Origin of the sequence: Pseudomonas auratipiscis, assembly GCF_036324085.1 — a bacterium.
GTDB lineage: Bacteria > Pseudomonadota > Gammaproteobacteria > Pseudomonadales > Pseudomonadaceae > Aquipseudomonas > Aquipseudomonas auratipiscis.
In genome coordinates this window covers 132,128-157,300 of record NZ_JAZDCU010000011.1, presented here as the reverse complement: position 1 = coordinate 157,300, position 25,173 = coordinate 132,128, and the positions used below count along the sequence as shown (strand labels likewise).

Annotated in this window: 20 protein-coding genes; 6 read left to right on the top strand and 14 right to left on the bottom strand. The window is 60.6% G+C overall.

Features of this window, described 5'->3' with window-relative positions; all coding sequences use genetic code 11:
• Positions 1-16 precede the first annotated feature (16 nt).
• The 4 genes from V0R60_RS16825 to V0R60_RS16810 all read right to left on the bottom strand — a co-directional run bounded on the left by V0R60_RS16825 (position 17) and on the right by V0R60_RS16810 (position 4,621).
• Positions 17-1,513: a PucR family transcriptional regulator gene (locus V0R60_RS16825; protein WP_330080068.1), complete on the bottom strand. Its 1,497-nt coding sequence runs from the start codon at positions 1,511-1,513 to the stop codon at positions 17-19.
• A 62-nt stretch (positions 1,514-1,575) separates the two neighbouring features.
• Positions 1,576-2,748, bottom strand: coding sequence for an aromatic amino acid transport family protein (locus tag V0R60_RS16820; RefSeq protein WP_371922305.1), 1,173 nt, complete (start codon positions 2,746-2,748; stop codon positions 1,576-1,578).
• Positions 2,749-2,855: 107 nt separating this feature from the next.
• On the bottom strand, positions 2,856-3,203 hold the full coding sequence (locus V0R60_RS16815) for a cupin domain-containing protein (RefSeq protein WP_330080069.1): 348 nt from the start codon (positions 3,201-3,203) through the stop codon (positions 2,856-2,858).
• A gap of 11 nt (positions 3,204-3,214) precedes the next feature.
• Positions 3,215-4,621, bottom strand: coding sequence for an NAD(P)/FAD-dependent oxidoreductase (locus tag V0R60_RS16810; RefSeq protein ID WP_330080070.1), 1,407 nt, complete (start codon positions 4,619-4,621; stop codon positions 3,215-3,217).
• Positions 4,622-4,957: 336 nt separating this feature from the next.
• Here V0R60_RS16810 and V0R60_RS16805 point away from each other — a divergent pair, with 336 nt between their 5' ends.
• A complete protein-coding gene (locus V0R60_RS16805; RefSeq protein WP_330080071.1) occupies positions 4,958-6,274 on the top strand; it encodes a type II toxin-antitoxin system HipA family toxin in 1,317 nt (438 codons plus the stop codon).
• Entirely contained in the window at positions 6,271-6,621 is a 351-nt protein-coding gene (locus V0R60_RS16800) for a helix-turn-helix domain-containing protein (RefSeq protein ID WP_136474587.1), read from the top strand. The genes V0R60_RS16805 and V0R60_RS16800 overlap by 4 nt, the downstream gene beginning before the upstream one ends.
• Positions 6,622-6,635: 14 nt before the next feature.
• Here the strand turns inward: V0R60_RS16800 and V0R60_RS16795 are convergent, their stop codons facing one another.
• On the bottom strand, positions 6,636-7,424 hold the full coding sequence (locus tag V0R60_RS16795) for a TatD family hydrolase (protein ID WP_330080072.1): 789 nt from the start codon (positions 7,422-7,424) through the stop codon (positions 6,636-6,638).
• A 2-nt stretch (positions 7,425-7,426) separates the two neighbouring features.
• A complete protein-coding gene (gene cra / locus V0R60_RS16790) occupies positions 7,427-8,422 on the bottom strand; it encodes a catabolite repressor/activator (protein WP_330080073.1) in 996 nt (331 codons plus the stop codon).
• A 283-nt stretch (positions 8,423-8,705) separates the two neighbouring features.
• On the opposite strand from cra, the gene ptsP reads away from it, so the two are divergent.
• Genes ptsP through V0R60_RS16775 form a run of 3 tightly spaced genes read left to right on the top strand, consistent with a single transcriptional unit; the run spans position 8,706 to position 14,248 of the window.
• Positions 8,706-11,564 (top strand): phosphoenolpyruvate--protein phosphotransferase, encoded by a 2,859-nt coding sequence (gene ptsP / locus V0R60_RS16785; protein ID WP_330080074.1) that lies wholly within the window; start codon positions 8,706-8,708, stop codon positions 11,562-11,564.
• Positions 11,565-12,515 (top strand): 1-phosphofructokinase, encoded by a 951-nt coding sequence (gene pfkB, locus V0R60_RS16780; RefSeq protein WP_330080075.1) that lies wholly within the window; start codon positions 11,565-11,567, stop codon positions 12,513-12,515.
• Positions 12,512-14,248, top strand: coding sequence for a PTS fructose-like transporter subunit IIB (locus tag V0R60_RS16775; RefSeq protein ID WP_330080076.1), 1,737 nt, complete (start codon positions 12,512-12,514; stop codon positions 14,246-14,248). Before pfkB ends, V0R60_RS16775 begins: the two co-directional genes overlap by 4 nt.
• Here V0R60_RS16775 and V0R60_RS16770 read toward each other — a convergent pair.
• Positions 14,245-14,466: a DUF3820 family protein gene (locus V0R60_RS16770; RefSeq protein ID WP_136474593.1), complete on the bottom strand. Its 222-nt coding sequence runs from the start codon at positions 14,464-14,466 to the stop codon at positions 14,245-14,247. The genes V0R60_RS16775 and V0R60_RS16770 overlap by 4 nt on opposite strands.
• Positions 14,467-14,668: 202 nt before the next feature.
• Here V0R60_RS16770 and V0R60_RS16765 point away from each other — a divergent pair, with 202 nt between their 5' ends.
• Positions 14,669-15,145: a ferritin-like domain-containing protein gene (locus tag V0R60_RS16765; protein ID WP_330080077.1), complete on the top strand. Its 477-nt coding sequence runs from the start codon at positions 14,669-14,671 to the stop codon at positions 15,143-15,145.
• On the opposite strand, the gene V0R60_RS16760 is transcribed toward V0R60_RS16765, so the two are convergent.
• The 7 genes from V0R60_RS16760 to V0R60_RS16730 all read right to left on the bottom strand — a co-directional run bounded on the left by V0R60_RS16760 (position 15,142) and on the right by V0R60_RS16730 (position 25,043).
• Positions 15,142-16,635, bottom strand: coding sequence for a GGDEF domain-containing protein (locus V0R60_RS16760; protein ID WP_330080134.1), 1,494 nt, complete (start codon positions 16,633-16,635; stop codon positions 15,142-15,144). The two genes, V0R60_RS16765 and V0R60_RS16760, sit on opposite strands and share 4 nt — an antisense overlap.
• A gap of 152 nt (positions 16,636-16,787) precedes the next feature.
• Positions 16,788-18,122: an OprD family porin gene (locus tag V0R60_RS16755; RefSeq protein WP_330080078.1), complete on the bottom strand. Its 1,335-nt coding sequence runs from the start codon at positions 18,120-18,122 to the stop codon at positions 16,788-16,790.
• A 206-nt stretch (positions 18,123-18,328) separates the two neighbouring features.
• A complete protein-coding gene (locus V0R60_RS16750; RefSeq protein ID WP_136474596.1) occupies positions 18,329-18,553 on the bottom strand; it encodes a hypothetical protein in 225 nt (74 codons plus the stop codon).
• Positions 18,554-18,740: 187 nt separating this feature from the next.
• On the bottom strand, positions 18,741-20,120 hold the full coding sequence (locus V0R60_RS16745; protein WP_330080079.1) for a heavy metal sensor histidine kinase: 1,380 nt from the start codon (positions 20,118-20,120) through the stop codon (positions 18,741-18,743).
• Complete coding sequence (locus V0R60_RS16740; protein ID WP_136474598.1) at positions 20,095-20,769, bottom strand: heavy metal response regulator transcription factor; 675 nt, start codon at positions 20,767-20,769, stop codon at positions 20,095-20,097. Before V0R60_RS16740 ends, V0R60_RS16745 begins: the two co-directional genes overlap by 26 nt.
• A 9-nt stretch (positions 20,770-20,778) precedes the next feature.
• A complete protein-coding gene (locus V0R60_RS16735; RefSeq protein WP_330080080.1) occupies positions 20,779-23,880 on the bottom strand; it encodes a multidrug efflux RND transporter permease subunit in 3,102 nt (1,033 codons plus the stop codon).
• Positions 23,877-25,043 (bottom strand): efflux RND transporter periplasmic adaptor subunit, encoded by a 1,167-nt coding sequence (locus V0R60_RS16730; protein ID WP_330080081.1) that lies wholly within the window; start codon positions 25,041-25,043, stop codon positions 23,877-23,879. Before V0R60_RS16730 ends, V0R60_RS16735 begins: the two co-directional genes overlap by 4 nt.
• Positions 25,044-25,173: the final 130 nt, after the last annotated feature.

Sequence of the window (25,173 nt, the reverse complement as noted above, 5' to 3'; positions counted from 1 at the left end):
CAGTGTGGGCCGTTAGTTACGGGGTGTTCGGCAGATCGGCCACTACCCAGCGGCTTTGCAGGGCAAACCACAGTGTCGCCACGTCGGCGGTACTGTCCATGGATCGGCCGCTGATCGTTTCAATCCGGCGGATGCGATAAACCAGCGTCTGCTTGTGCACATGCAGGCGTTTGGCGGCGTGCAGCCACGAGCGGTTTTCTTCGAGAAACACCTGCAGTGTCTGAAGCAGGGCAGTGCCTTGTGCTTGGTCATAGGCATGCAGCGCGCCCAGTACCGAGCGGAAAGCACGCATGGCTTCGTCCGGGGTGCGGGGTAGCCAGGGGGTGTCGGTTTCCAGTTCTGCAAAGCAGCACACCCGGCGCTGGGCGTGGGTATGGGCGCAGGCCAGCAGGGCTTCACGCAGCGCTTCTGCACTGCGCTGCAAACTCTGCAGCGGGGCGCTTGAACCCAGGTTCAGGTCAAGTTGCTCGCTCAGCAACGGCTGCAATCCATCGGCGTGCAGCAGGATGAGTTCTTCACCCTGAATACGTACCAGCAAGCGCTCGTTCAGCAGCCTGAGCAGCGTTTCAGTTTTGCCGTGCAGGCCCGGCGCTCGGGCTACGCTGAAAACGGCCTGATTCAAGGTCAGGCCGGGTAACTGTTCGTGCAGTCGCTGGCTGGCCTGCTCGTGGCCGAGGCGCTGGTGCAGCAGGTCGTCTATCAGTTCCGAGCCAAGTCGCAAACGGCGTTCACGCTCGGCTTGGCGGCGTTGTACTTCCAGGCCAAGCACCGCGGTTAGGTGATGCAACAGGCCATAGTCGGGCAAGCGATCGCCGGTCACCACCAGTAAGCAACTCTGATCGGTCGACAGCTCAATGCTCAACGCTTCGCCTTGCGGCAAGGTGTGGCGGCGCAGCATCGGTTGTTGCTCGCCATGCCGGGGGCGGCTGGCAAGCAGCGCGGTGCGCTGGGTATCGGGCAAGGGGGCGAGTTGTTCGTCCCAGGGCAGGAGTGTTTCGAGCACAAGCACATACAGGCGACATTGAATGTCGGCTTCCAAACGCTCAACCAATGCCGCCAGGCTCAGGCCGGTGATGCTCAGTCTGGCGCTTTCATACACCCGGGCCAGCGCGCTGCGGCGCTGGTATTCCTCTTTCTGGTTGGCATCGATGATTGCTCGGGTCACGGCCGCGAACGGTACGCCGTACTCGGTCAGCATTACCGGAAAACCCAATTGCTGGGCGCAGTCGGCAAGGGCATCGAGGTTGTCGGGCGCCTGCATGTGCTCGCCAATCATCATGCCGGCGATGCCCGCGTCGGCAAGCCGTTGCACATACTCGCGTTGCGCCTGGGGCTCAGCGGGAACGCCAAGGCCGGTGGTCATCAGCACATCGCCTTCTCCCAGCCATTCGCTGGGGTCGGGCAACTCGCAAACGTGAGCCCAGCGCACTTCGCGCTCAAGGCCATCGGCTCCGCTCAAAAGGTGAGAGCGGAGCTCGGGGAGGGCAATCAAGTCACGGATGTGAAGTGACATGCTCAGGTCGCTCCAGTGAGTAACGCAGGGGGCCGGGATCATCCGGCCCGTGTGTCGCGTCATCACCAGCTGGAAGGTAGCATTCCGATGGCGGACAGCACCGCATACACGCCGCTAAAGGCGAAGATTACGATGATGCCGGCCTGAATGATTGGATGAGCATACCAGCCACATTTGAACGCAGGTTCTTTATCGCCATGCTTGCGTGCGGCATTGAGCAGCAGTACCGGAATGATGCCCATCAACACGCCGCCGAAGGTACCGGCGAAGTACAACGCATTGACGAAGCCGCTGACACCCGAATAGGCAAGGATGAAGGGTGGAATCGCCACCACCGCCAGCACCATCAGGCGTTTGCCGCGATGGCTTTCGTCACCTAGACGGAAGTGATCGAAGATGTTGGTGAACAGGCATCCGCCCAGGCCCCAATACGAGGTGAGCATGGCCAACAGGGCGAAGGTGTTGGCAACGTAGTAGGCCCACTGGCCCAACGAACGGCCCCAACTGAGGGTGGCAACCTCGCTGAGGTTTTCAGTGCCCACCAGGGCAATGACCGACGCCGGGATAGCGGCCACCAGCACGAAGGTCAGCAGCATGCCGCCGATAATCAGGCGTGGCAGGCGCTTGGGGGTGTCGAGGTTACCGCGCACAAGTTCGGGTACCAGGAACTGCGCACCGAATACAAAGACCGCCAGGTTGAACACCGGTACCACGTACTGCCACTGGCTTTGCCACAGGTGCATGAGTTGCGTGTCTTCATGCATTACCGTCGCGCCAATCAGCAGGCAGACGATCATCACCATGCCGGCGCTGATCAGCTTTTCCGCCACCCCCAGGGCTTTGAGGCCCAGGTACAGCACCAGGGCTGAGGGCACAAAGAAGATCAGGCTGCCCATCTGCCGACTCAGGCCGAACTGGCCGAAGAAGTCGGTAAGGATATTGCCGCTGCCGGTCATGTAGGCGATCAGCGCGCCATAGCTATTGGCGGCCACGGCAATAAAAATCAGCCAGCCGCCGAACGGCCCGAGGTATTTGCGCGACAGGCCGCTCAGTTGTTTGTTTTCACGGGTGCGCAGGCAGGTTTCGGCCACGTAGAGCATGGTGATAATGCAAAACAGGCAGGTGATGGCCAGGCACGCCAGCAAGGGTATGTAGCCGACCTTGCGCGCGGCGAAGGCCATGCTCAGCACGCCGGCGCCGATGTTCGTGCCGATGATGATGCCGATGGTTTCCATTCGCCCAAGGGCGTGGGCCTTCAGTCCCGAAGGCGCTTCGATAGGTTGTTGTACACCCACTTATTGTTACCTCGTTTTGTATGTGGGAAGCGTGGCCGGTCAACAGCTCACTCAAGAATCACGTAGGTTTTGCGAACAGTTTGCTCAATGGTCCAGGTGCCTTGGGTATTGGCAGGGAAGTACAAGGCGTCTCCGGCGCTAAAGGCCACCGGCTCGCCTTGATCGGGTGCGAAGCGGCCACTGCCGCTAACGATGTAGCTGTATTCGGCCTGTGCTACCTGGCGGCGGAAGCTGCCCGGGCTGCATTCCCAAACCCCCGTGGTGCCGCGCCCGTCGGGCAGTTGCTGGTGCGCTGCGGTACGGGCCTGGGCAACGGGTGAGTGCAGCGGGTCGCCGAGGGCGGTTGCGTCGCCAAAGGTCAGCGGGGCATGAGTGGCAATACGAACGATCGACATGATTGAAATCCTCAGGCTTTGTCTTCGAGTCCGGCCGGCGCAAGGCTGGCCAGAAAGCGGTCCAGGGCGGCAGGCGCAGCGCCGGCCAGTTCCGAACGTTCTTTGCGGATGACGGCGTTGCGCACCAACGAGCCGCCCCAGTAGCGGATAGGCTCGGGCGGAAAGGTGCGGCAGTTGCGCTCAACCAGCGGGCAATTGCTCCACGCGTCTGCACGGCCGAGGGCCAGGCTTGCCAGAATGCGCCCACCCAGGCGACTGGGGCCGACACCGTTACCGCTCCAGCCAATGCCGTAATGAATGTTGTGGTGGGCGTTCAAGCGCCCGAACACCGGCAAGCTGTCGTATGTTCTGTCGATCGGGCCGGACCATTGCGCGGCAATCGATGCTTTACCGAGCATGGGGTAGGTGCGGCGCAGGTCGGCCTCGGTCAGCGCCAGGCTGGCGGCATCTTCGCTGAACACTTCGCCAATTTTTGAACCGAAACTCAGAGCGCCGGTGCCTTTGCCGAAGGCGATACGGCCGTCGCGGGTGGTGCGGTAGTAATCCACCATCAGTTGTGAGTCGGTGATGGCCTCGCCACCGGTCCAGCCGATGTCGGCCAAACGCTGTGGCATCGCGTCGGTGGTCACGATGGAGCTGTTGACCGGCACAATCAGCTTCGCCAGTGCCGGGATCGTTGCCGCCCAGGCGTTGACGGCCAGCACCACAGAGCGGGCCCGCAGGTTAGCCTGGGCGGTTTTCACCAAGGCGGGTTGGCCAGGTTCAATGTCACTCACGCCCGTGCCTTCGTGAATCTCGACCCCCATGGTCAACGCTACGCGGCGCATGCCTTCGACCAGCAGCGCGGGCTGTACCGTGGCATTGCTGCGCTCGAATACACCGGCCAGGTGTACCGCTGACCCGGTGCGTTGCGCTACTTCCTTGGCATCAAGCCGCTCGAAAGGCTGCACGCCCAAGCGTTCGCAGGCTGCGAGGGTGCCGTTCCAGGTGTCGATATGCTGCGAAGTAGTTGCCGTCCATAACCAACCGCTTTGCTGAAAATGGGCGTTGATGCCGTGGCGTTTGCAGAACTCACCCAGCTCTGTGATCGCTTGCTCAGCTTTGTTGCCGAGGAACAAAGCTTGCTCTTCGTTGCAGAAGCCGCGCAAGGTGCCGATCTTCGGCCACCATGACATGACGAAACCACCATTGCGCCCGGAAGCGCCACCGCCGCACACATGTTGCTCGAGCACCATGACGCGGGCGTCCGGTTCAAGCTCTTTGATGGTCATGGCCGTCCACAGCCCGACAAAACCACCGCCGATAATCACCACATCCGCGTCATGGTTGCCGGTGAGGGGGACTGTACTGTTGGCGAGCAGATCGGTGGCTGACATCCAGTGGCTGGGTTTCAGCGGAGGGGTAAGCGTTAGTTTCATTGTGAGCCCCTGGCTAGTGGAATGGGGGCCAGTGTCAACGGGGGCATGCGGTGCGACAATTAGACGCTTTTAGGAATTAGTACCGGGTGCTCATACGATCGTACGAAACCACGTTGCACCGGCAGTGGTGGGCGTGCCTCGCGGCAATGTTGCTGGCTCAACGTAAAGCCAGGCGTTGCTGCCGCTTCACGCCAGATAGCAGAGCACGTTAATCCTAGTAATCAGCACTAAATTACCTATTATGTATTGAAAATAGAGGTAATAAGAACTTTATTGCCGACTAACGGCCGGTGCACTATATTAAGCAGTACTAAAGTACCGACTTTCGAGGGCGTCATGGCAGAGCAACTTACTCTACAAACCTACGTAGAGGGACGATGGCATGACGCTTTGATTCTTACCGCTCAAAATGGTACGCATGTGGCTGAAGGGCGCTTCTCCGCTGCCTATGACCAAGGCTATTTGCTGGCGTTCATCGAAAGCATTGAGTCCATTTTCGAGCCCGCGGTAAGTGTGAATCTACCGTTGAGCTGGACGAACACGGACACCGTCGGCTATCCGGCATTTGTCTATGACATCGTCCCCGCCGGTGCGGCGCGCAGATCCCTCGAAGCGCGTTTCGGGCACGAGAAGCCTGAGGGAATGGACATGGAGTTGTTCCTGTTCAAACGGTGCACGCCGGCGCCCATTGGCCATTTACGGATCAAAGAGTCGGCCGAACTGATCGACTCTGCCAGAGACATAGCCTTTGCTCGGCAAAACGTCGTAGAGCGATCCAACGATTTTCTCGAATACGCGTATGAACTAGGTGCGGCAATGGGCGGTGCAACGGGTGCTCAGGGAGAGGCGCCGAAGTTGCTCATGACCGAGGATGTGGATGGCGGTTTTCACGCTGATGCAGTGCTCGCAGACAACCAGGCTTATCGTCACTGGCTGGTGAAGTTCGCTCGCAACAAAGTCACCGAGCGCGACAGAGACATCCTGCGTGCCGAGTTCCATTATTATCGGGCGATTGCGGCACTGGGCCTTGATACCGTCTCAACCAATGGGTTGGCGCTGGAGGAAGCCGAGAAACCGAGTCTTTGGATGCCGCGCTTCGATAGATGTGTAGAGGACGGCAAGGTAGAGCGCATCGCAATGGAGTCGATCTATTCAGTGTGCGCAAATACCGTGCCTGGCTCTGCTATGAGGCATGAAAACGTGATAAAGCGCCTGTGCCAGTTGTGGAAAGCCAATCAGCAAGCTGATGAGATCGAAGACCTTGTTTTCGAATACGTACGTCGCGATCTGCTCAACCGAATTTTGGGCAACTCTGACAACCATGGCCGCAATACATCGATCTTTCATCACAAGGGTCGGCTGCAACTGGCACCTATCTATGACCTGGCACCGATGGTGCTTGATCCTGAAGGCGTTACTCGAGTAACAAAGTGGCAGAGTGAGCGCGCTGGCGCCCCTGATTGGCACTCTGTGTGCGCCTCATTTGATGGCCTGCTCGACTCGAATTACCTGATGAGCCGATTAAGGCGTGCAGCTGAGGATTTCCGTGCGCTTCCTGGTCTGCTCAGCGAGATGCCGGAGAGTGTACGTACCGCGCAGTCAATTCCTTTGAACAATTTGGATGTCCGTTTAGGTGAATGGGGGCTGCGATGAAAACCATCTCGATCGAAGAACGCCAGAGGCTGATTGAGGACATCACGCAGCAGAATATAACCGGCCGGGAAACCCTGGGGATTTCGATTCGTCGCTTGCGCGTCGAGGTGACCGGGCTCGATCAGGCGACTTTTGCCACTATGTGCAAAATGTCGACGAAAGCGCTTTATCAGTTGGAAACTGACAGGGGTAATCCCACGATCAATACGCTCAATGGCATTTTGCGCATCTTCGGCATGAGGATGACCTTAGGCGCAATCATCAGTGCCCCGATCCAAGGCGCGCAAGAGCAGGTGATTATCAAGAAGCGCGGTGCCCGGCCAGCGTCACGAAAAGCCAGCGCCTAAGTGAGAGCCTTGCGTCAGACGACTTGCGTCCAACCAAACAACTCACACGCATTGCGCGTGCTCACCTCGGCCAAGCGCTCCGGCGTAATGCCGATTATTTGCGCCAGTGCCTCGGCGATGTGTGGCAAATGCTCCGGGCTGTTGCGTAGGCCGGCGAACATTGCCGGGGCCATGTCCGGGGCGTCGGTCTCCAGTACCAGGCTTTCCAGCGCCAGTTGCGGCAGTACTTTGTGCAGGCGCAAGGCTTGCGGCCAGGTTGCGGCGCCGCCCAGGCCCAGTTTGAAGCCAAGCTTGTGGTATTCGCGGGCCTCTTCTACGCTGCCGGCAAACGCATGGATGATGCCGCCGCGCTGGAGTTTGTAGCGTTTGAGGGTGGCAATCACCGCAGCATGACTGCGCCGCACGTGAAGCAGGGCGGGCAGGTTGAAGTCGACGGCCAGTTGCAGTTGCGCTTCAAACCAATGTTGCTGGCGCTCGCGATCAAGCTCGGGCAGGTAGTAGTCCAGGCCAAATTCGCCCACGGCGCACAGTTGGCGCTCGCCACGCAGCCGGTTCAACCAGTCGCCCAGCTCCTGCAAGTGTTGCGGGCGATGCTGCTCGAGGTACACCGGGTGCAGGCCGAAAGCGGCGAACAGGTTGGGGTCGCTGCTGACCAGTTCCCACACCCGCTGCCAGTTGTCCTGGTACACGCCCAGCACCACCATGCGTTCGACACCCACGGCCCTGGCCTTGGCCAACAGCGCCGTACGGTCAGGGTCGAAGTCTGGAAAATCCAGATGAGTGTGGGTGTCGATCAGGCGCATGGTCAGGCCTTGATGATTCGTTGTTTGAAGGTTCGACTTACGGCATGCACGCCGGGTTCGTATTGTTTTTCTTCCACGGCGGCCAGGGCCAGTTTCAGTGCAGTTTCAGCCATTACCCCATGCTGTTGGGCCATGGCGTTGACCGGCAGCGGCAGGAAGTCGAGCAACTGGTTGTCACCAAAGGTGCCCAGTTGCAGGCTGCGCGAGTCGGCCGGACGCGTTTGCAGTACGTCGAACACGCCTTGCAGCAGCACGTAGGAGGTGGTGATCAGGGCATCGGGCAAGCCGCCCAGCTCGCTGAGCAATTGGTTCATCAGGCGTTGGCCGCATTCGCGGCTGAAGGCTTCGCCTTGGTAATGGCTGACGTTGCCGTTGAAGCCTTGCAAGGCTTCATCGAAGCCGCCTGCGCGTGCCTGGCTGACGCTCAGTTCCGGGCGGGCGCCAATCAGGGCAATGTGCGCCGGCTTGCTGGCGAGCAGGCTGCGGGTCAGTTGCAGGCTGGCGTTGCGGTCATCGCTGACCACCGAGCAGAAGTGCTCCGGGTCCAGGCCACGGTCGATGGCGATAATCGGCAGGCCCTTGGCCTGCAACTGGCGATAGCTGTCGTCGCCAGCCGGCAGGCAGCTGGCAACGAACAGTGCATCGCAGCGACGGGCGCGAAACAGCTGCTGCAACTGGCGCTCGCTGTCTGGCTGGTCGTCGCTGCTGGCAATCAGCAGTTGATAACCCTTGGCCCGCGCACCTTGTTCCAGTTGCTTGGCAATGCGTGCGTAGCTGGGGTTTTCCAGGTCCGGGAGGATGAACCCCAGGGTCTTGGTGTGACGGCTACGCAAGCCTGCCGCCTGCGGGTTAGGCGTGAAGCCATGGGCCTCAACCACCGCGCGCACGCGCTCTACCGTACTGTTGCTGATACGTTGCTGTTCGGCCTTGCCATTGATGACATAGCTGGCAGTGGTTACGGACACACCGGCCAGACGGGCTATATCGCTGAGTTTCACCGCAAATTCCTTGTTATACCGGGGCTGCTTGCACAGCCTGACCGGGAATTGTCGCCGATCCTGTGTTCACGGCGCAGACGACCATTGTCGCAATTGTCCGACAAGATGGGGCTTCATTGATCGAAGATTATCGAGTAACGTGCTCACAATTACAGATTAAACGTTTCAGCAGGCGATTTTTCTGCCGAACCACCGCCTGCCGTGGGCCGCGAGCAACTGGCCCTATGCTGAAAAATTCACAACAATACCTCAGCACCCACTTGGTGCTGTAAAGGAGAAGGTCATGCTCGAGCTCACTGTGGAGCAGATATCCATGGGCCAGACGGCTGTGGATAAGTCGGCGGCGCTGCAGCTTCTGGCCGAGCACCTGGTCCGTGACGGCCTGGTTGCCGAGGGCTACCTGGCGGGCCTGCAAGCCCGCGAGGCGCAGGGCTCGACCTTTCTTGGCCAAGGTATTGCGATTCCCCACGGCACCCCGCAAACCCGCGACCAGGTTTTTACCACGGGTGTGCGCCTGTTGCAGTTTCCCGACGGCGTGGACTGGGGTGATGGTCATCGGGTGTACCTGGCGATCGGTATCGCCGCCCGCTCCGATGAACACCTGCGTTTGCTGCAACTGCTCACCCGTGCCCTGGGTGAAACCGATCTGGCCGAGGCGTTGCGCCGGGCGAGTTCCGCCGAGGCCCTGCTGAAGTTGCTGCAAGGCGCCCCGCAGGAACTGGCCCTGGATGCACAAATGATTGGCCTGGGCGTGCCCGCTGAAGACTTTGACGAACTGGTCTGGCGGGCTGCGCGTTTGTTGCACCGCGCTGAATGTGTGAACGGCAGCTTTGCCGGGGTGTTGCACAAGGTCGAGCCGCTGCCGCTGGGCGAGGGCTTGTGGTGGCTGCATAGCGAGCAGGCTGTGCGTCAGCCAGGGCTGGCGTTTGTTACGCCACAACAACCACTGCGTTATCGCGACCAGCCGCTGCTGGGGCTGTTTTGCCTGGCCAGCCTGGGCGCTGCGCATCAGGCGTTGCTTGAGCGTTTATGCTCGCTGTTGATAGAAGGCCGCGGTCAGGAACTGGGCCGTGCCACCAGCAGCCGTGCAGTGCTGGAAGTGTTGGGGGGCGAGTTGCCAGGCGACTGGCCGAGCGTACGCATTGGCCTTGCCAACGCCCATGGCTTGCACGCGCGTCCGGCCAAGGTGCTGGCGCAATTGGCCAAAGCCTTTGAGGGCGAGATTCGCCTGCGTGTGCTCGACAGCGGCCAGGCAGCCGTGTCGGCCAAGAGCCTGAGCAAGTTGCTCAGCCTCGGCGCCCGACGTGGTCAGGTGCTGGAGATTATTGCCGAGCCCAGTGTCGCCGCCGATGCTCTGCCAGCTTTGCAGGCGGCTATTGAGGAAGGCTTGGGTGAGGAGGTCGAGGCGCTGGCGACGGTGGTTGAAGCCGCGCCGGCGCCACTGGCCGAACCTGAACTGCTCGCCCCTGTGGCGGGTGCGGTGATTCAGGGCGTGGCTGCTGCGCCCGGCATCGCCAGTGGCCCGGCGCATATTCAGGTCGTGCGTGAATTCGACTATCCCCTGCGCGGTGAGTCGCTGCCAATTGAACGCCAGCGTTTGCAGCAGGCGCTGGCGACGGTCAATGCAGAGATCGAAGCGCTGATTCAGCGCAGCCAGGCCAAGGCCATTGGCGAAATTTTCATCACCCACCAGGAAATGCTTGCCGACCCCGAACTCAGCGACGAAGTCGATCAGCGTCTGCGCCAAGGCGAGAGTGCGCCAGCGGCCTGGATGGCCGTGATCGACGCGGCGGCGCGTCAGCAGGAAGCCCTGCACGATGCCTTGCTGGCCGAGCGGGCTGCCGACCTGCGCGACATTGGTCGGCGGGTGTTGGCCCAGCTCTGTGGTGAAGCGGATGCGCCAGTGCCAGAGCAAGCTTATGTGTTGGTGATGGAGGAGGTGGGACCGTCGGATGTTGCCCGTCTCGACCCAACCCGCGTCGCCGCGATTCTTACCGCGCGTGGTGGGGCCACCGCCCATAGCGCGATTGTCGCCCGTGCGCTCGGCATTCCGGCGGTGGTCGGGGCTGGCGATGCGGTGTTGCTGATTGCTCCGGGCACCACGTTGTTGCTCGATGGTCAGCGCGGGCGCCTGCAGGTGGCGCCGCCCGCCGATGAGTTGCAGCGCGCCCTGGCTGAACGCGAACGCCGCGAGCAGCGCTTGCAACTGGCTCGAGAGCATCGCCTGGAGCCGGCAGTCACCCGCGATGGGCATGCCATCGAAGTGTTCGCCAACATAGGCGATAGCAAAGGTATTGATGCCGTGGTTGATCACGGCGCCGAAGGCGTCGGCCTGCTGCGCACCGAACTGATTTTCATGGCCCACCAGCAAGCCCCGGATGAAGCGGTGCAAGAGGCCGAGTACCGCCGGGTGCTCGATGGGCTGAAGGGACGGCCACTGGTGGTGCGCACCCTGGATGTGGGCGGCGACAAACCGTTGCCGTATTGGCCGATTGCCAAGGAAGAGAACCCGTTTCTCGGTGTGCGCGGTATTCGCCTTACTCTGCAACGCCCACAGGTGATGGAAAGCCAGTTGCGGGCGTTGTTGCGCGCCGCTGATGATCGTCCGCTACGTATCATGTTTCCCATGGTCGGTCAGCTTGAAGAGTGGCAACAGGCCAAGGCGATGGTCGATCGCCTGCGCGAAGAAATCAGCGTCACTGATTTGCAGGTCGGCATCATGATCGAGGTGCCATCGGCGGCGCTGCTGGCGCCAGTGCTGGCCCGCGAGGTGGACTTCTTCAGCATTGGTACCAACGACCTGACCCAATACACCCTGGCCATCGACCGTGGTCACCCCAGCCTTTCGGCCCAGGCCGATGGCTTGCACCCGGCGGTGTTGCAACTGATCGACATCACCGTGCGTGCCGCCCATGCCCATGGCAAGTGGGTGGGCGTGTGCGGTGAGCTGGCGGCGGACCCGCAGGCGGTTGCAGTGTTGTTGGGGTTGGGTGTCGATGAACTGAGCATTGCTGCGCGCAGCATTGCCGAGGTCAAGGCCCAGGTCCGTGAACTGAATTATGAACACGCCCGGCAGCTTGCCCAGCAAGCGCTGCTGCAGGGCAGTGCCAGCGCCGTACGCGCGTTGGTGGAGAAAAACTGAATGGCCAAGATACTCACCCTTACCCTCAACCCGGCGCTGGATCTCACGGTTAGCCTGGAGACACTGCACAGTGGTGTGGTAAACCGCAGCCAGGCCCAGCACAGCCATGCGGCGGGCAAGGGCCTGAATGTTGCGCAGGTGCTGGCCGACCTTGGCCACAGCGTTACCGTCGGCGGCTTTCTGGGGGCCGATAATCTTCAGCCTTTTGAAAGCCTGATCGCCCGGCGTGGCTTTGCCGACTGCTTTGTTCGCGTACCGGGGGAAACCCGGTGCAACATCAAGCTGGTCGAAGCCGACGGTCGTGTCACCGATATCAACGGGCCGGGACCGCAGGTGGATGCCCACGCCTGTGAGCAATTGCTGAGCAAGCTCAACCACATTGCTCCCGGTCACGACGCGGTGGTGGTCGCAGGCAGCCTGCCGCGTGGGCTCAGCCCGCAGTGGCTGCAGCACCTGCTCGCGCAGCTCAAGGCCATGGGCCTGAAGGTGGCGTTGGACAGCAGCGGCGAAGCCTTGCGAGAAGGGCTGAAAAGTGCGCCCTGGCTGGTCAAGCCCAATACCGATGAGTTGGGTGAAGTGCTGGGCAGCAGCGTGCACTCTTTTGCCGAGCAACACGCAGCCGCCGGTCAACTGCTTGCCCAGGGTGTGGAGCATGTTGTGGTTTCCCAGGGCGAACACGGGGTCAACTGGTTCCAGGCAGGCGGGGCGCTTACCGCGGTGCCGCCAACGGTCAAGGTGGCCAGCACAGTCGGTGCCGGTGATTCATTGTTGGCGGGCATGGTTCATGGCTTGCTCAGCAGCACAACTGCCGAACACACCTTGCGCCTGGCCACTGCGATTGCCGCCCAGGCGGTGACCCAGATCGGATTTGGTATTAATGACCGCACCCAGTTGGCGCAGTTGGAGCGCGACGTGCGCTTGGGCCAGCCACAACAAGAGGGTTGCAGATGAACATTGCCATTGTCACCGCTTGCCCAAACGGCCAGGTTTCCAGTGTGCTCAGTGCGCGTCTACTGGAAGCTGCTGCCCAGCGTTTGGGCTGGAGCACCAGTGTTGAAGTGCATGACCCACAGAATCCGCAGCAGCAATTGTCTGCAGCGGTGATTGCTGCTGCAGACTGGGTGCTGGTGGTCAACAGTGGCCCGTTGGATTTGCAACGCTTTGCCGGAAAGCGCTTGTTCCAAAGCACCCCGGCTCAGGCGCTCAGCGATGTTCAGCACTTTCTTCGCCAGGCGGCGGAGCAGGCAGAGGCCTACCAGCCGCTTGCCGATGCACCGCCTGAGGCGGCCGAGCGCAACAAAAAAATTGTCGCCATCACGGCCTGCCCAACCGGCGTGGCCCACACCTTCATGGCGGCTGAAGCCTTGCAACAGGCGGCGCAGCAACTGGGTTACCAACTGACGGTGGAAACTCAGGGCTCGGTCGGTGCGCGCAACCCATTGCCGCCTGCTGCCATTGCCGAGGCAGATGTGGTGTTGTTGGCCGCAGACATCGAGGTACCTACCGAACGTTTTGCCGGTAAGCGTATTTATCGCTGTGGCACCGGCGTGGCCTTGAAGCAGGCCCAGGCTACGCTGAACAAAGCCCTGGCCGAAGGCCGCGAGGAGTCGGCGGCGCAAGGCGCCAATAGTGCGGCTGGGCGCAGCGAAAAAAACGGGGTGTACAAGCATTTGCTCACCGGGGTTTCGTTCATGCTGCCGATGGTGGTGGCGGGCGGTTTGTTGATCGCCTTGTCCTTCGTGTTCGGCATCGAGGCCTTTAAAGAGCCCGGCACCTTGCCCGCTGCGTTGATGCAGATCGGCGGTGAGGCGGCCTTCAAACTCATGGTGCCGTTGCTGGCAGGCTACATCGCCTACTCGATTGCCGACCGTCCGGGGCTGGCGCCGGGCATGATCGGTGGATTGCTGGCGAGCACCCTCGGCGCCGGCTTTATCGGCGGCATCGTCGCAGGCTTTCTGGCTGGTTACAGCGCTAAGGCCATCAGCCGCTGGGTGCGTTTACCCACCAGCCTGGATGCGCTCAAACCGATTTTGATCATTCCCTTGCTGGCCAGTTTGTTCACCGGTCTTGTGATGATCTATGTGGTTGGCAAACCGGTGGCGGGAATGCTCGAAGGCCTTACGCACTTTCTCGACAGCATGGGCACCACTAATGCCATCCTGCTCGGCGTGCTGTTGGGCGGGATGATGTGTGTCGATCTGGGTGGCCCGATCAATAAGGCAGCCTATGCATTTTCGGTCGGCCTGCTGGCCTCGCAGAGCTATGCACCGATGGCGGCAACCATGGCCGCCGGCATGGTGCCGCCAATCGGCCTGGGCATTGCCAGTTTCATTGCCCGGCGCAAGTTCGCCCAGAGCGAACGCGAAGCGGGCAAGGCGGCTTTTGTGTTGGGCTTGTGCTTCATCTCGGAAGGGGCGATTCCCTTTGCCGCCAAAGATCCGCTGCGGGTGATTCCAGCCAGCATCGCCGGGGGCGCACTGACTGGCGCGTTGTCAATGTATTTCGGCTGCAAGCTGATGGCGCCGCATGGCGGGTTGTTCGTCATGCTCATTCCCAATGCCATCAACCATGCCTTGCTGTACTTGCTGGCAATTGTGGCGGGTAGCCTGCTCACGGCGGTGGTCTATGCCGTGCTCAAGCGCAGCGAAGGGGTGGAATTGGCCGTGCAACCGGTCAAGGTCTAGGTTCGCTGGGCGCGGCGCAGGGGCACCAGCAGATCGCCCAGGCCGTTGTGGTCGATCTCGTGCATCAGCGCCAGCAGCCCGCCAAGTTCGCCATTGGGAAAGCCCTGGCGAGCGAACCAGGCCAGGTAATGGCCGGGGAGGTCGGCGATCAGCCGGCCTTTGTATTTGCCGAACGGCATTTCGCGGGTAACCAGCAGTTTGAGCGTTTCAGGATTCATGCCATGGAGTTCTGCAAAGGGATGGCCCGAACATACATGCAATCTGCATGAAGGCCAAAGCCCAGTTCATGCAGAACGCTTGGGTTCTGATAGTTCAATTAATCATAAGTCTTTGATAAACATAGATTTATTTTTGTTATCAAGACTGGCACGAACACTGCTCTATCTCTATGCATCTTCCCTCATGCAAAGGAGCAGTGTCATGACCGATACCGATAAAGATGTTATCTCGGTGCTCAACGAACTGATCGAGTACAGCAAAGATGGTGAGAAAGGCTTCAAAACCTCCGCTGAGGATGTGAAGAATCCTGAGCTCAAAACTTATTTCCTGCAGCGCGCAGGGGAATGCGCTAGTGCCGCTTCGGAGTTGCAGCATCAGGTGCGAGCCTTGGGCGGCGATCCGGAAACCTCTACCAGCGTGAGTGGTGACCTGCACCGTACCTGGGTAAATATCAAGTCGGCGCTAACTGGCAAGGACGAAGAAGCAGTGCTCAACGAAGTCGAGCGCGGCGAGGACCATGCCCTCAAAGCCTACAAGGATGCGCTGGAAAAACTTGGCAAGTTGCACATGGTGCCTGGCAATGAAGTCTATGCGATAGTCGAGCGCCAGTATCACGGTGTGCAGCGTAACCATGATCAGGTGAAGGCGCTGCGCGACCGAGCTCGGGCGCAGTCTTAATCTGCGGTTTCAACGCGATTGCGACCGTTGCGTTTAGCACAATAAAGCGCATCGTCCGCACTGCCCAGTAAGGTCGCCAGATCTTGCTGGGCGCCTGGCGTGTAGCAGCCAATACCGATGCTCACCGTCACCGGTTGGGTGTCTTCGGCAAACATCGGCAATGCCTCGACGCTGCGGCGTATGCGCTCTGCGAGTACCTGCGCGCCTTGGCGCTCGGTTTCCGGTAACACCACCAGAAATTCCTCACCACCGTAGCGGGCTGCCAGATCTGCCGGACGGCGAATGCTGCGGGCAATCGCATCGGCAACCTTGCGCAGGGCTTCATCCCCGCCTTGGTGACCATGACGTTCGTTGAATGCCTTGAAGTGGTCCACATCGACCATCAACACCGCCAATGGCCGGTGGTTGCGCTGGGCGCGCGCCCATTCGCGGCGCAATACCTGATCGAGCTGACGCCGGTTGGCAAGGCCGGTGAGACTGTCGGTTGCTGCCAACTCCGCCAGGTCCTGCTCGGCACTTTGACGTCGACGCAATTCGCGGCCCAGCAGCAAGGTCAGCCAAAGAATGCCGATGCACAGCACCCCGGTGGCAACACCGACCAGTATCACCGTGCGTCGCCACGACTCGAAAACCTCATTGCTGGAACGCGCCACCACCACGATCAGTGGCAGGTCGGCCACCCGTGCAAAGGTGTAGAGCCTGGATTGGCCGGTGCGTGCGGAGAAGCTGGTAAAGCTGCCGCTGCCGTCGGCGCGCAGGCGCTGAAAATTCGGGCGGTCGGAGAAGTTGATGCCAACAAGCGTGTCTTCGGCGACTTTTGATTGGCGGGCCAGCAGCACGCCGTCGGTGTTCATCAAGCTGATGCTGCTTTCATTGCCGATGTCCAGGCGCCGGAACAGCTCGGTGAAGTACGACAGGCGCAAGGCTCCGGCGGCAATGCCGGCAAACTCCCCGTTGGCGCCGTCAATGCGACGGCTGAAGCTGATGCACCAGTCCGGATTGCCCAGGCGTGCCTTGAACGGTGGGCTGATAATCAGTCCCAGGTCTGCATTCTGACGATGGGCCTGGAACACTTTGCTGTCAGCGAAATTGGCTTGGCGTGGTATCACGCTGGCGGAATCGGCCGTCACATTACCCTGGGCGTCGAGCCAGAGAATGTCGCCCCGTGCCGAGTTGGTAAAGGCCTGATTGAAGTACAGCTGTTGGCGCATGTCGGCCGACAAGGCGCGTAGCTGCGGCTGCTTCACCGCCCATATCAAGCTGCGCAGCGACAGGTCGTAGAGTTCGACATTGCGCACGATGTCGCTTTCGATCAGTTCGACAATGTTGCTTGCCGAGCGGGCCGCGCTTTGTTCGATGTTGCTGCGCTCACGCATCACCAGGTAGCTGACAATACTCACAATGGCGAGCACCGCCAGGCAACTGCCCAGATTCAGGATCAGCTCCGGATGAGACTTGTACAGAACAGATCGCTTGGATCGAGAGGGCAAAGTCATTGATGCAGCAGCCGAAGACCTTCAAAAGTGTCGCGGCGTGATTACGCGGCGGCAATATTCTAGGGCGCTGAGGATTGTCGGACAAGCGCTTTGCTCGGCAGCCCGCGCTAGAGCTGGCCAGAGCCAGCTCTAGCGCGGGCAACGTATCAGAATACGTTCAGCGGGTAGTCGATGATTACCCGGTATTCGTCGACGTCATTGTCAATCTGCGAATAGCCCTGGCTGCCACGATGGCTGGCCCAGCGCAGCAGCACCGAAAGGTCCTTGAGGTTGCCTTGCTGGAAAACGTACTGCAAGTCGAAGTCCCGCTCCCAGTGCTGGGCGTTTTGACCTTCGGCGTTGTACCAGTGTTCGCCATAGCCGACGCTGTTCGGGTCAGCCTTGGTCAGGTCCAACTCACCGCGTGAATAGGAGACGGCCGAAGTCAGCCCGGGAATGCCCTGGCCGGCGAAGTCATAGGCATACTTGAGCTTCCACGAGCGCTCGTTGGGGCCGTTGAAGTCCGAGTACATTTGCGAGTTGTCGAGGAACACGCTGTCGCCCTGGTTGATGTAGTCGAACGGGGTGTTGCCGTTGACCCGTTGGTACACCGCAGTAAGGCTGTTGTAGCCGATGTTCACGGTGAAGTGCAGGCTGTAGGTGTTGTTGTCGATGTTGCCAAGCAGCGCCTGGCCGGTGTCCTGGGTGTGATAGAAGTGCAGGCCAGGGTTGAGGCTCAGCAGGTCATTCACTTCATAGGTGTAGTCGAGGTCGAAGTAGTACTGGTTCCAGATATCCTTGAGCTCGGAGGCGTACAGGCTCGATGTCAGGTTCGGTACACCGCTCCAGGCCATCCCGGCCCAGTTCAGGTGACGGCTTTCGCGATCATCCGGCAAGGCCCCGTAGAAGGTGTCGATGCGCCGGTGGCCACTCTGGTTGTACGGCTTGGTGAAACTGGCCTGGCCGGCTTCGAGCATCAGCCCTTTGAAGCTGTTGTTGGTCAGGCTTACACCACGGAAGGTCTGCGGCAGCATGCGCGACTCGCCACCGGCAATTACCGGGTTGGTCAAGAATAAGTCGCCGGCTTTGAGCTCGGTATCGAACGCCTTGAGTTTTAGCGCTGCCCCAGCGGTCGAAAACGCATCAGGGGCTTTTCCCGGCTCGTTATCGCCCTGGGTATTGATCGGTAGAATGCTGCTGCCGGAGGTGCCGGCGCCGCCGTCGAGTTTCAGGCCGAGCATGGCATGGGCATCAAGGCCGAAGCCGACCGTGCCCTGGGTGTAACCCGACTCGAACTTGCCGATAAAGCCTTGTCCCCATTCCCGGTTGTCACGCACGCCGCGGTTCAGTTGGTTGCGGTTCAGGTAGTAATTGCGTGAATGCACGTTAAGGCTGGACCCTTCGACAAAACCTTCGGCTTTTTCCTCATCGGCCTGGGCGTTGAAAGGGATCGTTGCAGCCAGTGCAACGAAGAGGGGCGTGAAGCGTAAAGCAGTGTTCACCGGGTGGACTCCTTGAGGTGACGGTAAGGCAATTTTTTATTGTGCGAATCGTGATCTTGTTATGAACAAACGCACCCGCGGACTGGCACTTTTCGACACGCGAAAAAAAAGCCGCTGATCATTAGCGGCTTTGAAAGACAACCGCACAGGCGCTCAAGTCACCTGTGCGGTTACCAAGGGAGTCAAAGAGACAAACGAGGGGTCTATCAGCTCTCTGCTGCGTCACTCGAAGAAACCTTGGAAGCGGTCTGTTCTGCGGGCTGTGACGACTGGTCACGCTCGGCGGCGAAGGCCTCGCGAGCCTGCTCGTGGACGGCGGCAAGTTGTGCATTGCGAGCGACGAACGCCTGGGATTCCTCGGCCATGGCCAGAGGGGACAATAACAGGGAAGACAGGACGAATACGCTGGCAACACCCATACTGTTGGACATTTTGAAACAGCCTTCTTGCGGTGCAAGTGTTAAGTAGGTCCGACTAAATTAGTCGGAAACACAGGCAAGAAACAGTGACTTTTTCGAGAAGTACTGTTGCGTTAAAAGCAATAGTCAACGCGGCGATAGGATTGCGTCGTAGTCCTTCGTGGATGAATCCGCGCCCACCCAATGGGTGGCAGTTGGATCAAGCCGGCAGCACAATCCCGAAGGTATTGGCGCCGGCCTGGCTGCGTACAAACACGCTACCGCCATGCATCAGGGCAATGGCCTTGACGATGGCCAGGCCCAGGCCATGGTTGCCACCACCACTGCTGCGCGCAGCATCCACCCGGTAGAAACGTTCGAACAGCATCGGCAGGTGTTCCTGGTCAATCGCCGGCCCCGGGTTGCTCACGGCAATGCTGATCTGGCCGTCCTGCTGCTTGATATGCACCTGGATGACTTGACGGGCGGCGGTGTGCTGTACGGCGTTGTTCAACAGGTTGATCAGCGCCCGCCGCAGTTGGGCCTTTTCGATGTGCGCCTGGGCATCGCCACTGACCTCGACACGCACTTGTGCGTCTTCAAGGATGTAGTCCAGGTAGTCGAGGGTCGCGGCCACTTCTTCGGCCAGCGAGGAGCAGGTCAGGGCCGTGGCCTTGCTGCCCTGATCGGCGCTGGCCAGGAACAGCATGTCGTTGATGATAGTGCGCAGGCGTTCAAGTTCTTCCAGGTTGGACTGCAGCACTTCAAAGTAGTGCTCGGCACTGCGCCCGCGGGTCAGGGCCACCTGGGTCTGGCCGATCAGGTTGGTCAACGGCGAACGCAGTTCATGGGCGACGTCGGCGTTGAACGCTTCAAGGCGGGTATAGGATTGGTCCACCCGTTCCAGGGTGGAGTTGAAGGCGCTGGCGAATTGCGCCACTTCCGGTGGCAGGTCCGATAGCTGCAAGCGTCCGCTGAGGCGCGGTGGCGCAAGTTTCTGCGCTTCGGCAGATAGTGTGCGCAGCGGCTTCAGCCCGACCCTCGCGACCCAGTAGCCAAGCACCGAGGCCAGCAGTACGCCGAACACCGACAGGCTGACGATGGCCACCAGCAAGGTGTGTTGAGTCTGCCAGAAGGCTTCGGTATCGATGGCGATTAAAAAGCGCATGGACGGCCGCGCGCCCATGGCTGGCAGCTCGCTGACCAGTACCTTGTACGGGTAAGGGTTGTTGGCCAGGCGCAGGTCGCGCATGCCCAGCGGCCCGAGGGCGAAGGCGCGGAGGTTGTCATCGGGGTGACCGTATTCAAACGTGCTGTGGCCGCTCACCACCCAGAAGCGAATCCGCCGATCTTCTTCGCTGAGCAGGTTGAGTTTGTTGGTGATCTTGGCCCAGTGCTCGGTGGTGTCGTAACGCGTCAGCGATGACTCCAGCACACTCAAGCGCGCCTCCAGTTCCGCAGCCGGCAGCAAATCCAGGCTGCGATCGACCTGCTTGTACAGGGCGCTGCCAATCAACAGGAACACGCCGAGCGCCACCAGGGTGAACAATGCGCTCAAGCGCAGGGCGATGGAGTTAGTCGGCACGGTTTTCCAGAACATAGCCCATGCCTCGGATAGTGTGCAGCAGTTTGGTTTCGAATGGCCCGTCAAGCTTGGCGCGCAGGCGCTTGATCGCTACTTCGACGACGTTGGCATCACTGTCGAAATTGATGTCCCAGACCAACTCGGCGATGGCTGTCTTGGAGAGAATTTCGCCGTGCCGCCGGGCCAGTACGCTGAGCAGGGAAAACTCCTTGGCGGTCAGGTCCAGGCGTTGCCCGGCACGACTGGCCTTGCGGCTGAGCAAATCGACCCACAGGTCCGCGACCTGAATCTGCACCGGCTCCTGGCTGCTGCTGCGGCGAGTCAAGGCTTGCAGGCGGGCGACCAGTTCCAGGAACGAAAACGGCTTGCCGAGGTAATCGTCGGCGCCTTCGCGCAGGCCATGAATTCGGTCTTCGACGCGCTCGCGGGCGGTGAGCATGATCACCGGGGTTTGCTTGCGCACGCGCAGGGCGCGCAGTACGCCGTAACCGTCCAGGCCGGGCAGCATCACATCGAGCACGATCACGGCGTAGTCGCCTTCCAGGGCCATGTGCAGGCCATCGATACCGTCGCGGGCCAGGTCCACGGTAAAGCCCTGTTCGCTCAAGCCGCGGTGCAGGTAGTCAGCGGTTTTTTCTTCATCTTCAATAATCAGCACACGCATGATCGGTTCTCAACTGCCAGTGGGCTGCGCCACGCTTTGCGGCGTCTTGCGCCGATGGAACAGACGCTCCAGGGCCAAGTATATGATCGGCGTAGTGAACAATGTCAGCGCCTGGCTGACCAGCAAGCCGCCGACCACGGCTATCCCCAAGGGCTGGCGCAGCTCGGCACCGGCACCCATGCCGAACATCAGAGGCACGGCACCGAGCAGGGCCGCGAGGGTGGTCATCATGATCGGCCGAAAGCGCGTCAGGCAGGCCTGGTGGATCGCCTCCTCAGGACTTAGACCCAGGGTGCGCTGGGCGTCCAGGGCGAAGTCGATGAGCAGGATGCCGTTTTTCTTGACGATACCGATCAACAGCACGATGCCGATCAGGCCCATGATGCTGAAGTCCTGCCCCGACAGCCACAACAGCGCCAGTGCACCAAGGCCGGCCGAGGGCAGGGTGGAGATAATCGTTAATGGGTGCACGAAACTCTCGTAGAGCACGCCGAGAATGATGTACACCGCCACCAGCGCCGCGAGGATCAGCCAGGGCTGGCTCGACAGCGAACTCTGGAAGGCCTGGGCCGCGCCCTGGAAGTTTCCAATGATCGAATCGGGCATGCCTAGTTCACGCTGGGTGCGTTCAAGTATCTGCACGGCGTCGCCCAGGGCTACTCCGGGCGCCAGGTTGAATGACAGGTTGGCGGCCGGGAATAGGCCATCGTGGCTGATCGACAATGGCCCGGTGCTCGGTGGCGCGACTTTAGCCAGCACTGACAGCGGTACCATTTCATTGGTCAGTGGCGAGCGCAGGTAGAAGTAGTTGAGGCTTTCGGCCTTGCCGCGTTGACGGGCGTCGAGTTCGAGGATGACCTTGTACTGGTTGGTCTCGGTCTGGAACTCGCTGATCTGACGCTGGCCGAAGGCGTCATACAGTGCCTGGTCAATGTCGGTGGTGGTCAGGCCGAAACGAGCAGCGGCGCGGCGGTCGATTTCGATGCGGGTTACGCTGGCGCCCAGTTGCAAGTCGTTGGACAGGTCACGAAATGCCGGGTTGGCCTTCAGACGCTCGGTGAGGCGTTGCGTCCATTCGTTCAACGCCGCTCCGTCGTTGCTCTTGAGCACGTACTGGTACTGGCTACGGGTGGGCCCGGAACTCAGGTTGATGTCCTGGCCGGCGCGCAGATACAGCACGACACCCGGCACCTTGGCCAGTTTCGGGCGCAAGCGATCGATGAACTCACTGGCTGACACATCGCGGTCACCACGGTCCTTGAGGGCGATCCAGAAACGGCCGTTGGCGATGGTCTGGTTGCTGCCGGTTACCCCGACAGCGTGAGAAAACGCGCGTACCGCCGGGTCGGTCTCGATGACCTTGGCCAGCGCCTGGTGCTTTTTGATCATGTCGGGGTAGGAGATGTCGGCAGCACCCTCGGAGGTACCGAGAATGAAACCTGTATCCTGAACCGGGAAAAAGCCCTTGGGGATGGCGACGTAGCCGGCCACTGCCAGGGCCAGGGTGACGGCGAAGATACCCATCATTAAGCGTTGGTGCGCCAGGGCCTTGACCAGCACGCGCTCGTACCAGCCCAGCAAGCGCTCACCGAAAGTGATCCCGTGCTGGTCCTTGTGTTCGGGGCGTTCCATGAACAGCGCGCAGAGGGTCGGCGCCAGGGTCAGCGAGACCACCACCGAAATGAGGATGGTCGAGGTTGCGGTGAGGGCGAACTCCTTGAACAAGCGGCCCACAACGCCGCCCATGAACAGCAACGGAATAAACGCGGCCACCAGGGAAAAACTGATCGAGACCACGGTAAAGCCGATTTCGCCGGAACCCTTGATTGCTGCTTCGCGCTTGCTGTCGCCGGCTTCCAGATGACGGTGAATGTTCTCCACCACGACGATGGCGTCATCGACCACAAAGCCCACGGCGATGACAATGGCGACCAGGGTCAAGTTATTGAGGCTGAAACCGAACAGGTACATCAGCGCAAAGCTTGCGATCAGCGATACGGCGAGCACGCTCGATACAATCAAGGTCGCAGACCATTGGCGCAGAAACAGCGCCATCACCCCGATCACCAGCGCTACGGCAATCAGCAAGGTTACTTCTACTTCATGCAGGGACGCGCGAATGGTCTGCGTGCGGTCATTGAGCACCGAGACCTCGACCGCTGCCGGCAGCATCTGTTCGAGCCGCGGCAACGCCTCCATGATGCCGTCGACTGTCTCGACGATGTTGGCGCCAGGCTGGCGGAACACCACCAGGTTCAGGCCCTGCTGCTCGCCGGACCAGGCCTTGACGTAGGCGTTCTCGGCGCCGTTGATAACCTTGGCGACATCTTTCAGGTGCACCGGGGCGCCGTCACGGTAAGAGACGATCAGTTGCGCGTACTCTTCGGGATGAAACAACTGATCGTTGGTGGCCAGGGTGGAAACGCTGCTGTCGCCATACAGCGCACCTTTGGCCAGGTTCAGGCTGGTCTGTTGGATAGCCTGGCGCAGGTCGGCGAGGGTCAGCCCCAACGCTGCAAGTTTTTCCGGCTGGGCCTGCACGCGGATAGCGGGGCGCAGTTGCCCGGTGATGTTGATCAGGCCGACGCCGTTTATCTGGCTCAGTTGCCGAGCCAGAAGGGTTTCGGCGTAGTCGCTCAATTCGTTGGCGGGCATCTGCGACGAGCTGACCGTGAGGATCAGTACCGGGCTGTCGGCCGGGTTGACCTTGCGCCAGGTGGGCGGGCTGGGCATGTCCTGGGGCAGGCGGGCGGTGGCGGTGTTGATGGCCGCCTGAACTTCCTGGGCAGCGGTATCGATGCTTTTTTCCAGGCTGAACTGCAGAATCAGGTTGGTCGATCCCAGGGCGCTGCTGGAGGTCATCTGGGTCATGCCGGGGATGGCGCTGAACTGGACTTCCAGTGGTGTGGCCACCGACGAGGCCATGGTTTCCGGGCTGGCGCCGGGCAGTTGGGCGGAGACCTGAATGGTCGGGAAGTCGGCTTCGGGCAATGGCGCAATCGGCAGGCGCGGGAAGGCGATAACGCCGAGCAGTACCAGGGCGAACGTCAGCAGCAGGGTCGCAATCGGGCGGTCGATGCACCAGGCCGAAATCGAGCCGCGGGCTTTCATGGCTGCTCCCGACGTTTAGCCACTTCTTCTGGCGCAGCGGCTTCAGCCGCCACTTCTACGGTGGCGCCAGGCCGGAGCCGCGACTGACCATCGGAGACCAGTTTGTCACCCTGGCCGACCCCGGCAATGATGTTCAGGGTGCTGTCCTGATAGACCACGGTGACCGGCACGCTTTCGACCTTGTCGCCGACCAGTTTGTAGACGTAATGGCCGTCGATGCCGCGTTGCACCACCTGTGGCGGTACCACCAATGCATTCTGCTCGAGCGCGGTCTGCAGCTTCAGGGTGACCAGTTGGCCCGGCCAGAGGCGGGCGTCGGGATTGGCGAACTCGGCCTTGACCCGAATGGTTCCGGTGTGGGCGGCTACCTGGTTGTCGATCAGGGTCAGGTGACCCTCGGCAAGCAAGGTGCCGCTGTTGTCACCATCGCCTTCCAGGTAAGCCTGAACCACCGCGGCAGGTTGCGCCTTGAGCAGCCCCTGCAAGGTCGGCAGCATGTTTTGCGGCAAGGAAAACTCCACCCCGATCGGGTCGATCTGGGTGACGCTGAACAGCCCCTGGGTATCGGCCACGCGCAAAAAATTGCCTTCATCGACGTTACGAATACCCACCCTGCCGGTCACCGGCGAAAGAATCTGGGTGTAGGACAACTGCACCTGGGCCGCGGCTATAGCGGCCTGGTTGCCGAGCACCGTGGCTTGCAGTTGATTGAACAGTGCCTGCTGCTGATCGAGGGTCTGGCGCGATACGCCGTTGTCGGTGCTGAGCAGCTTGTAGCGCTTGAGATCGACACCGGCAACCTGCAGTTGTGCCTGGCTTTGCCCCAATTGCGCCTTGGCTTGTTCGAGGGTAGCGCGAATGGCGCGGTCGTCGATGGTAGCCAGCAAGTCACCTTGCTTGACCCATTGGCCTTCCTTGACCAGTAGGCGGGTCAATACGCCTTCGACCTGAGGCCGAATCACCACGCTGTGCAGTGACAGCACCGAGCCGATACCGCTGGCAAAACGTGGCACGTCTTGTTGTTTGACGGCAACGACGCGCACCGGGATAGCGGGGCTGTGAGCGACTTTCTCTTCACCCGAGCGACCCAACAACCAAAAGCCAATCCCGGCCAGAACCAACAGGCCGACGCAGATCACAACAGAGCGGGGCTGAATACGCATAGGTGAAATTCCAGGGCAATGCCTAATTTATAGCGGCTCGATCAGGTCAGCAGCGTGACCGCTAACTGACAGCGCTGACAGCTAGCTGAAAGCCAGTGATGGCAAATTGCCAAATACGTGAGCTGGATCA

Excerpts from the sequence above, each read along its gene's own strand:
- V0R60_RS16800 (WP_136474587.1), top strand. The coding sequence starts at position 6,271 with ATGAAAACCATCTCGATCGAAGAACGCCAGAGGCTGATTGAGGACATC.
- V0R60_RS16740 (WP_136474598.1), bottom strand. The coding sequence starts at position 20,769 with ATGCGTGTGCTGATTATTGAAGATGAAGAAAAAACCGCTGACTACCTG.
- V0R60_RS16810 (WP_330080070.1), bottom strand. The coding sequence starts at position 4,621 with ATGAAACTAACGCTTACCCCTCCGCTGAAACCCAGCCACTGGATGTCA.
- pfkB (WP_330080075.1), top strand. The coding sequence starts at position 11,565 with ATGGCCAAGATACTCACCCTTACCCTCAACCCGGCGCTGGATCTCACG.
- V0R60_RS16730 (WP_330080081.1), bottom strand. The coding sequence starts at position 25,043 with ATGCGTATTCAGCCCCGCTCTGTTGTGATCTGCGTCGGCCTGTTGGTT.
- V0R60_RS16775 (WP_330080076.1), top strand. The coding sequence starts at position 12,512 with ATGAACATTGCCATTGTCACCGCTTGCCCAAACGGCCAGGTTTCCAGT.
- V0R60_RS16795 (WP_330080072.1), bottom strand. The coding sequence starts at position 7,424 with ATGCGCCTGATCGACACCCACACTCATCTGGATTTTCCAGACTTCGAC.
- V0R60_RS16805 (WP_330080071.1), top strand. The coding sequence starts at position 4,958 with ATGGCAGAGCAACTTACTCTACAAACCTACGTAGAGGGACGATGGCAT.
- V0R60_RS16825 (WP_330080068.1), bottom strand. The coding sequence starts at position 1,513 with ATGTCACTTCACATCCGTGACTTGATTGCCCTCCCCGAGCTCCGCTCT.
- V0R60_RS16820 (WP_371922305.1), bottom strand. The coding sequence starts at position 2,748 with ATGGAAACCATCGGCATCATCATCGGCACGAACATCGGCGCCGGCGTG.
- V0R60_RS16770 (WP_136474593.1), bottom strand. The coding sequence starts at position 14,466 with ATGAATCCTGAAACGCTCAAACTGCTGGTTACCCGCGAAATGCCGTTC.
- V0R60_RS16735 (WP_330080080.1), bottom strand. The coding sequence starts at position 23,880 with ATGAAAGCCCGCGGCTCGATTTCGGCCTGGTGCATCGACCGCCCGATT.
- V0R60_RS16815 (WP_330080069.1), bottom strand. The coding sequence starts at position 3,203 with ATGTCGATCGTTCGTATTGCCACTCATGCCCCGCTGACCTTTGGCGAC.
- V0R60_RS16765 (WP_330080077.1), top strand. The coding sequence starts at position 14,669 with ATGACCGATACCGATAAAGATGTTATCTCGGTGCTCAACGAACTGATC.
- ptsP (WP_330080074.1), top strand. The coding sequence starts at position 8,706 with ATGCTCGAGCTCACTGTGGAGCAGATATCCATGGGCCAGACGGCTGTG.
- V0R60_RS16750 (WP_136474596.1), bottom strand. The coding sequence starts at position 18,553 with ATGTCCAACAGTATGGGTGTTGCCAGCGTATTCGTCCTGTCTTCCCTG.
- V0R60_RS16745 (WP_330080079.1), bottom strand. The coding sequence starts at position 20,120 with ATGTTCTGGAAAACCGTGCCGACTAACTCCATCGCCCTGCGCTTGAGC.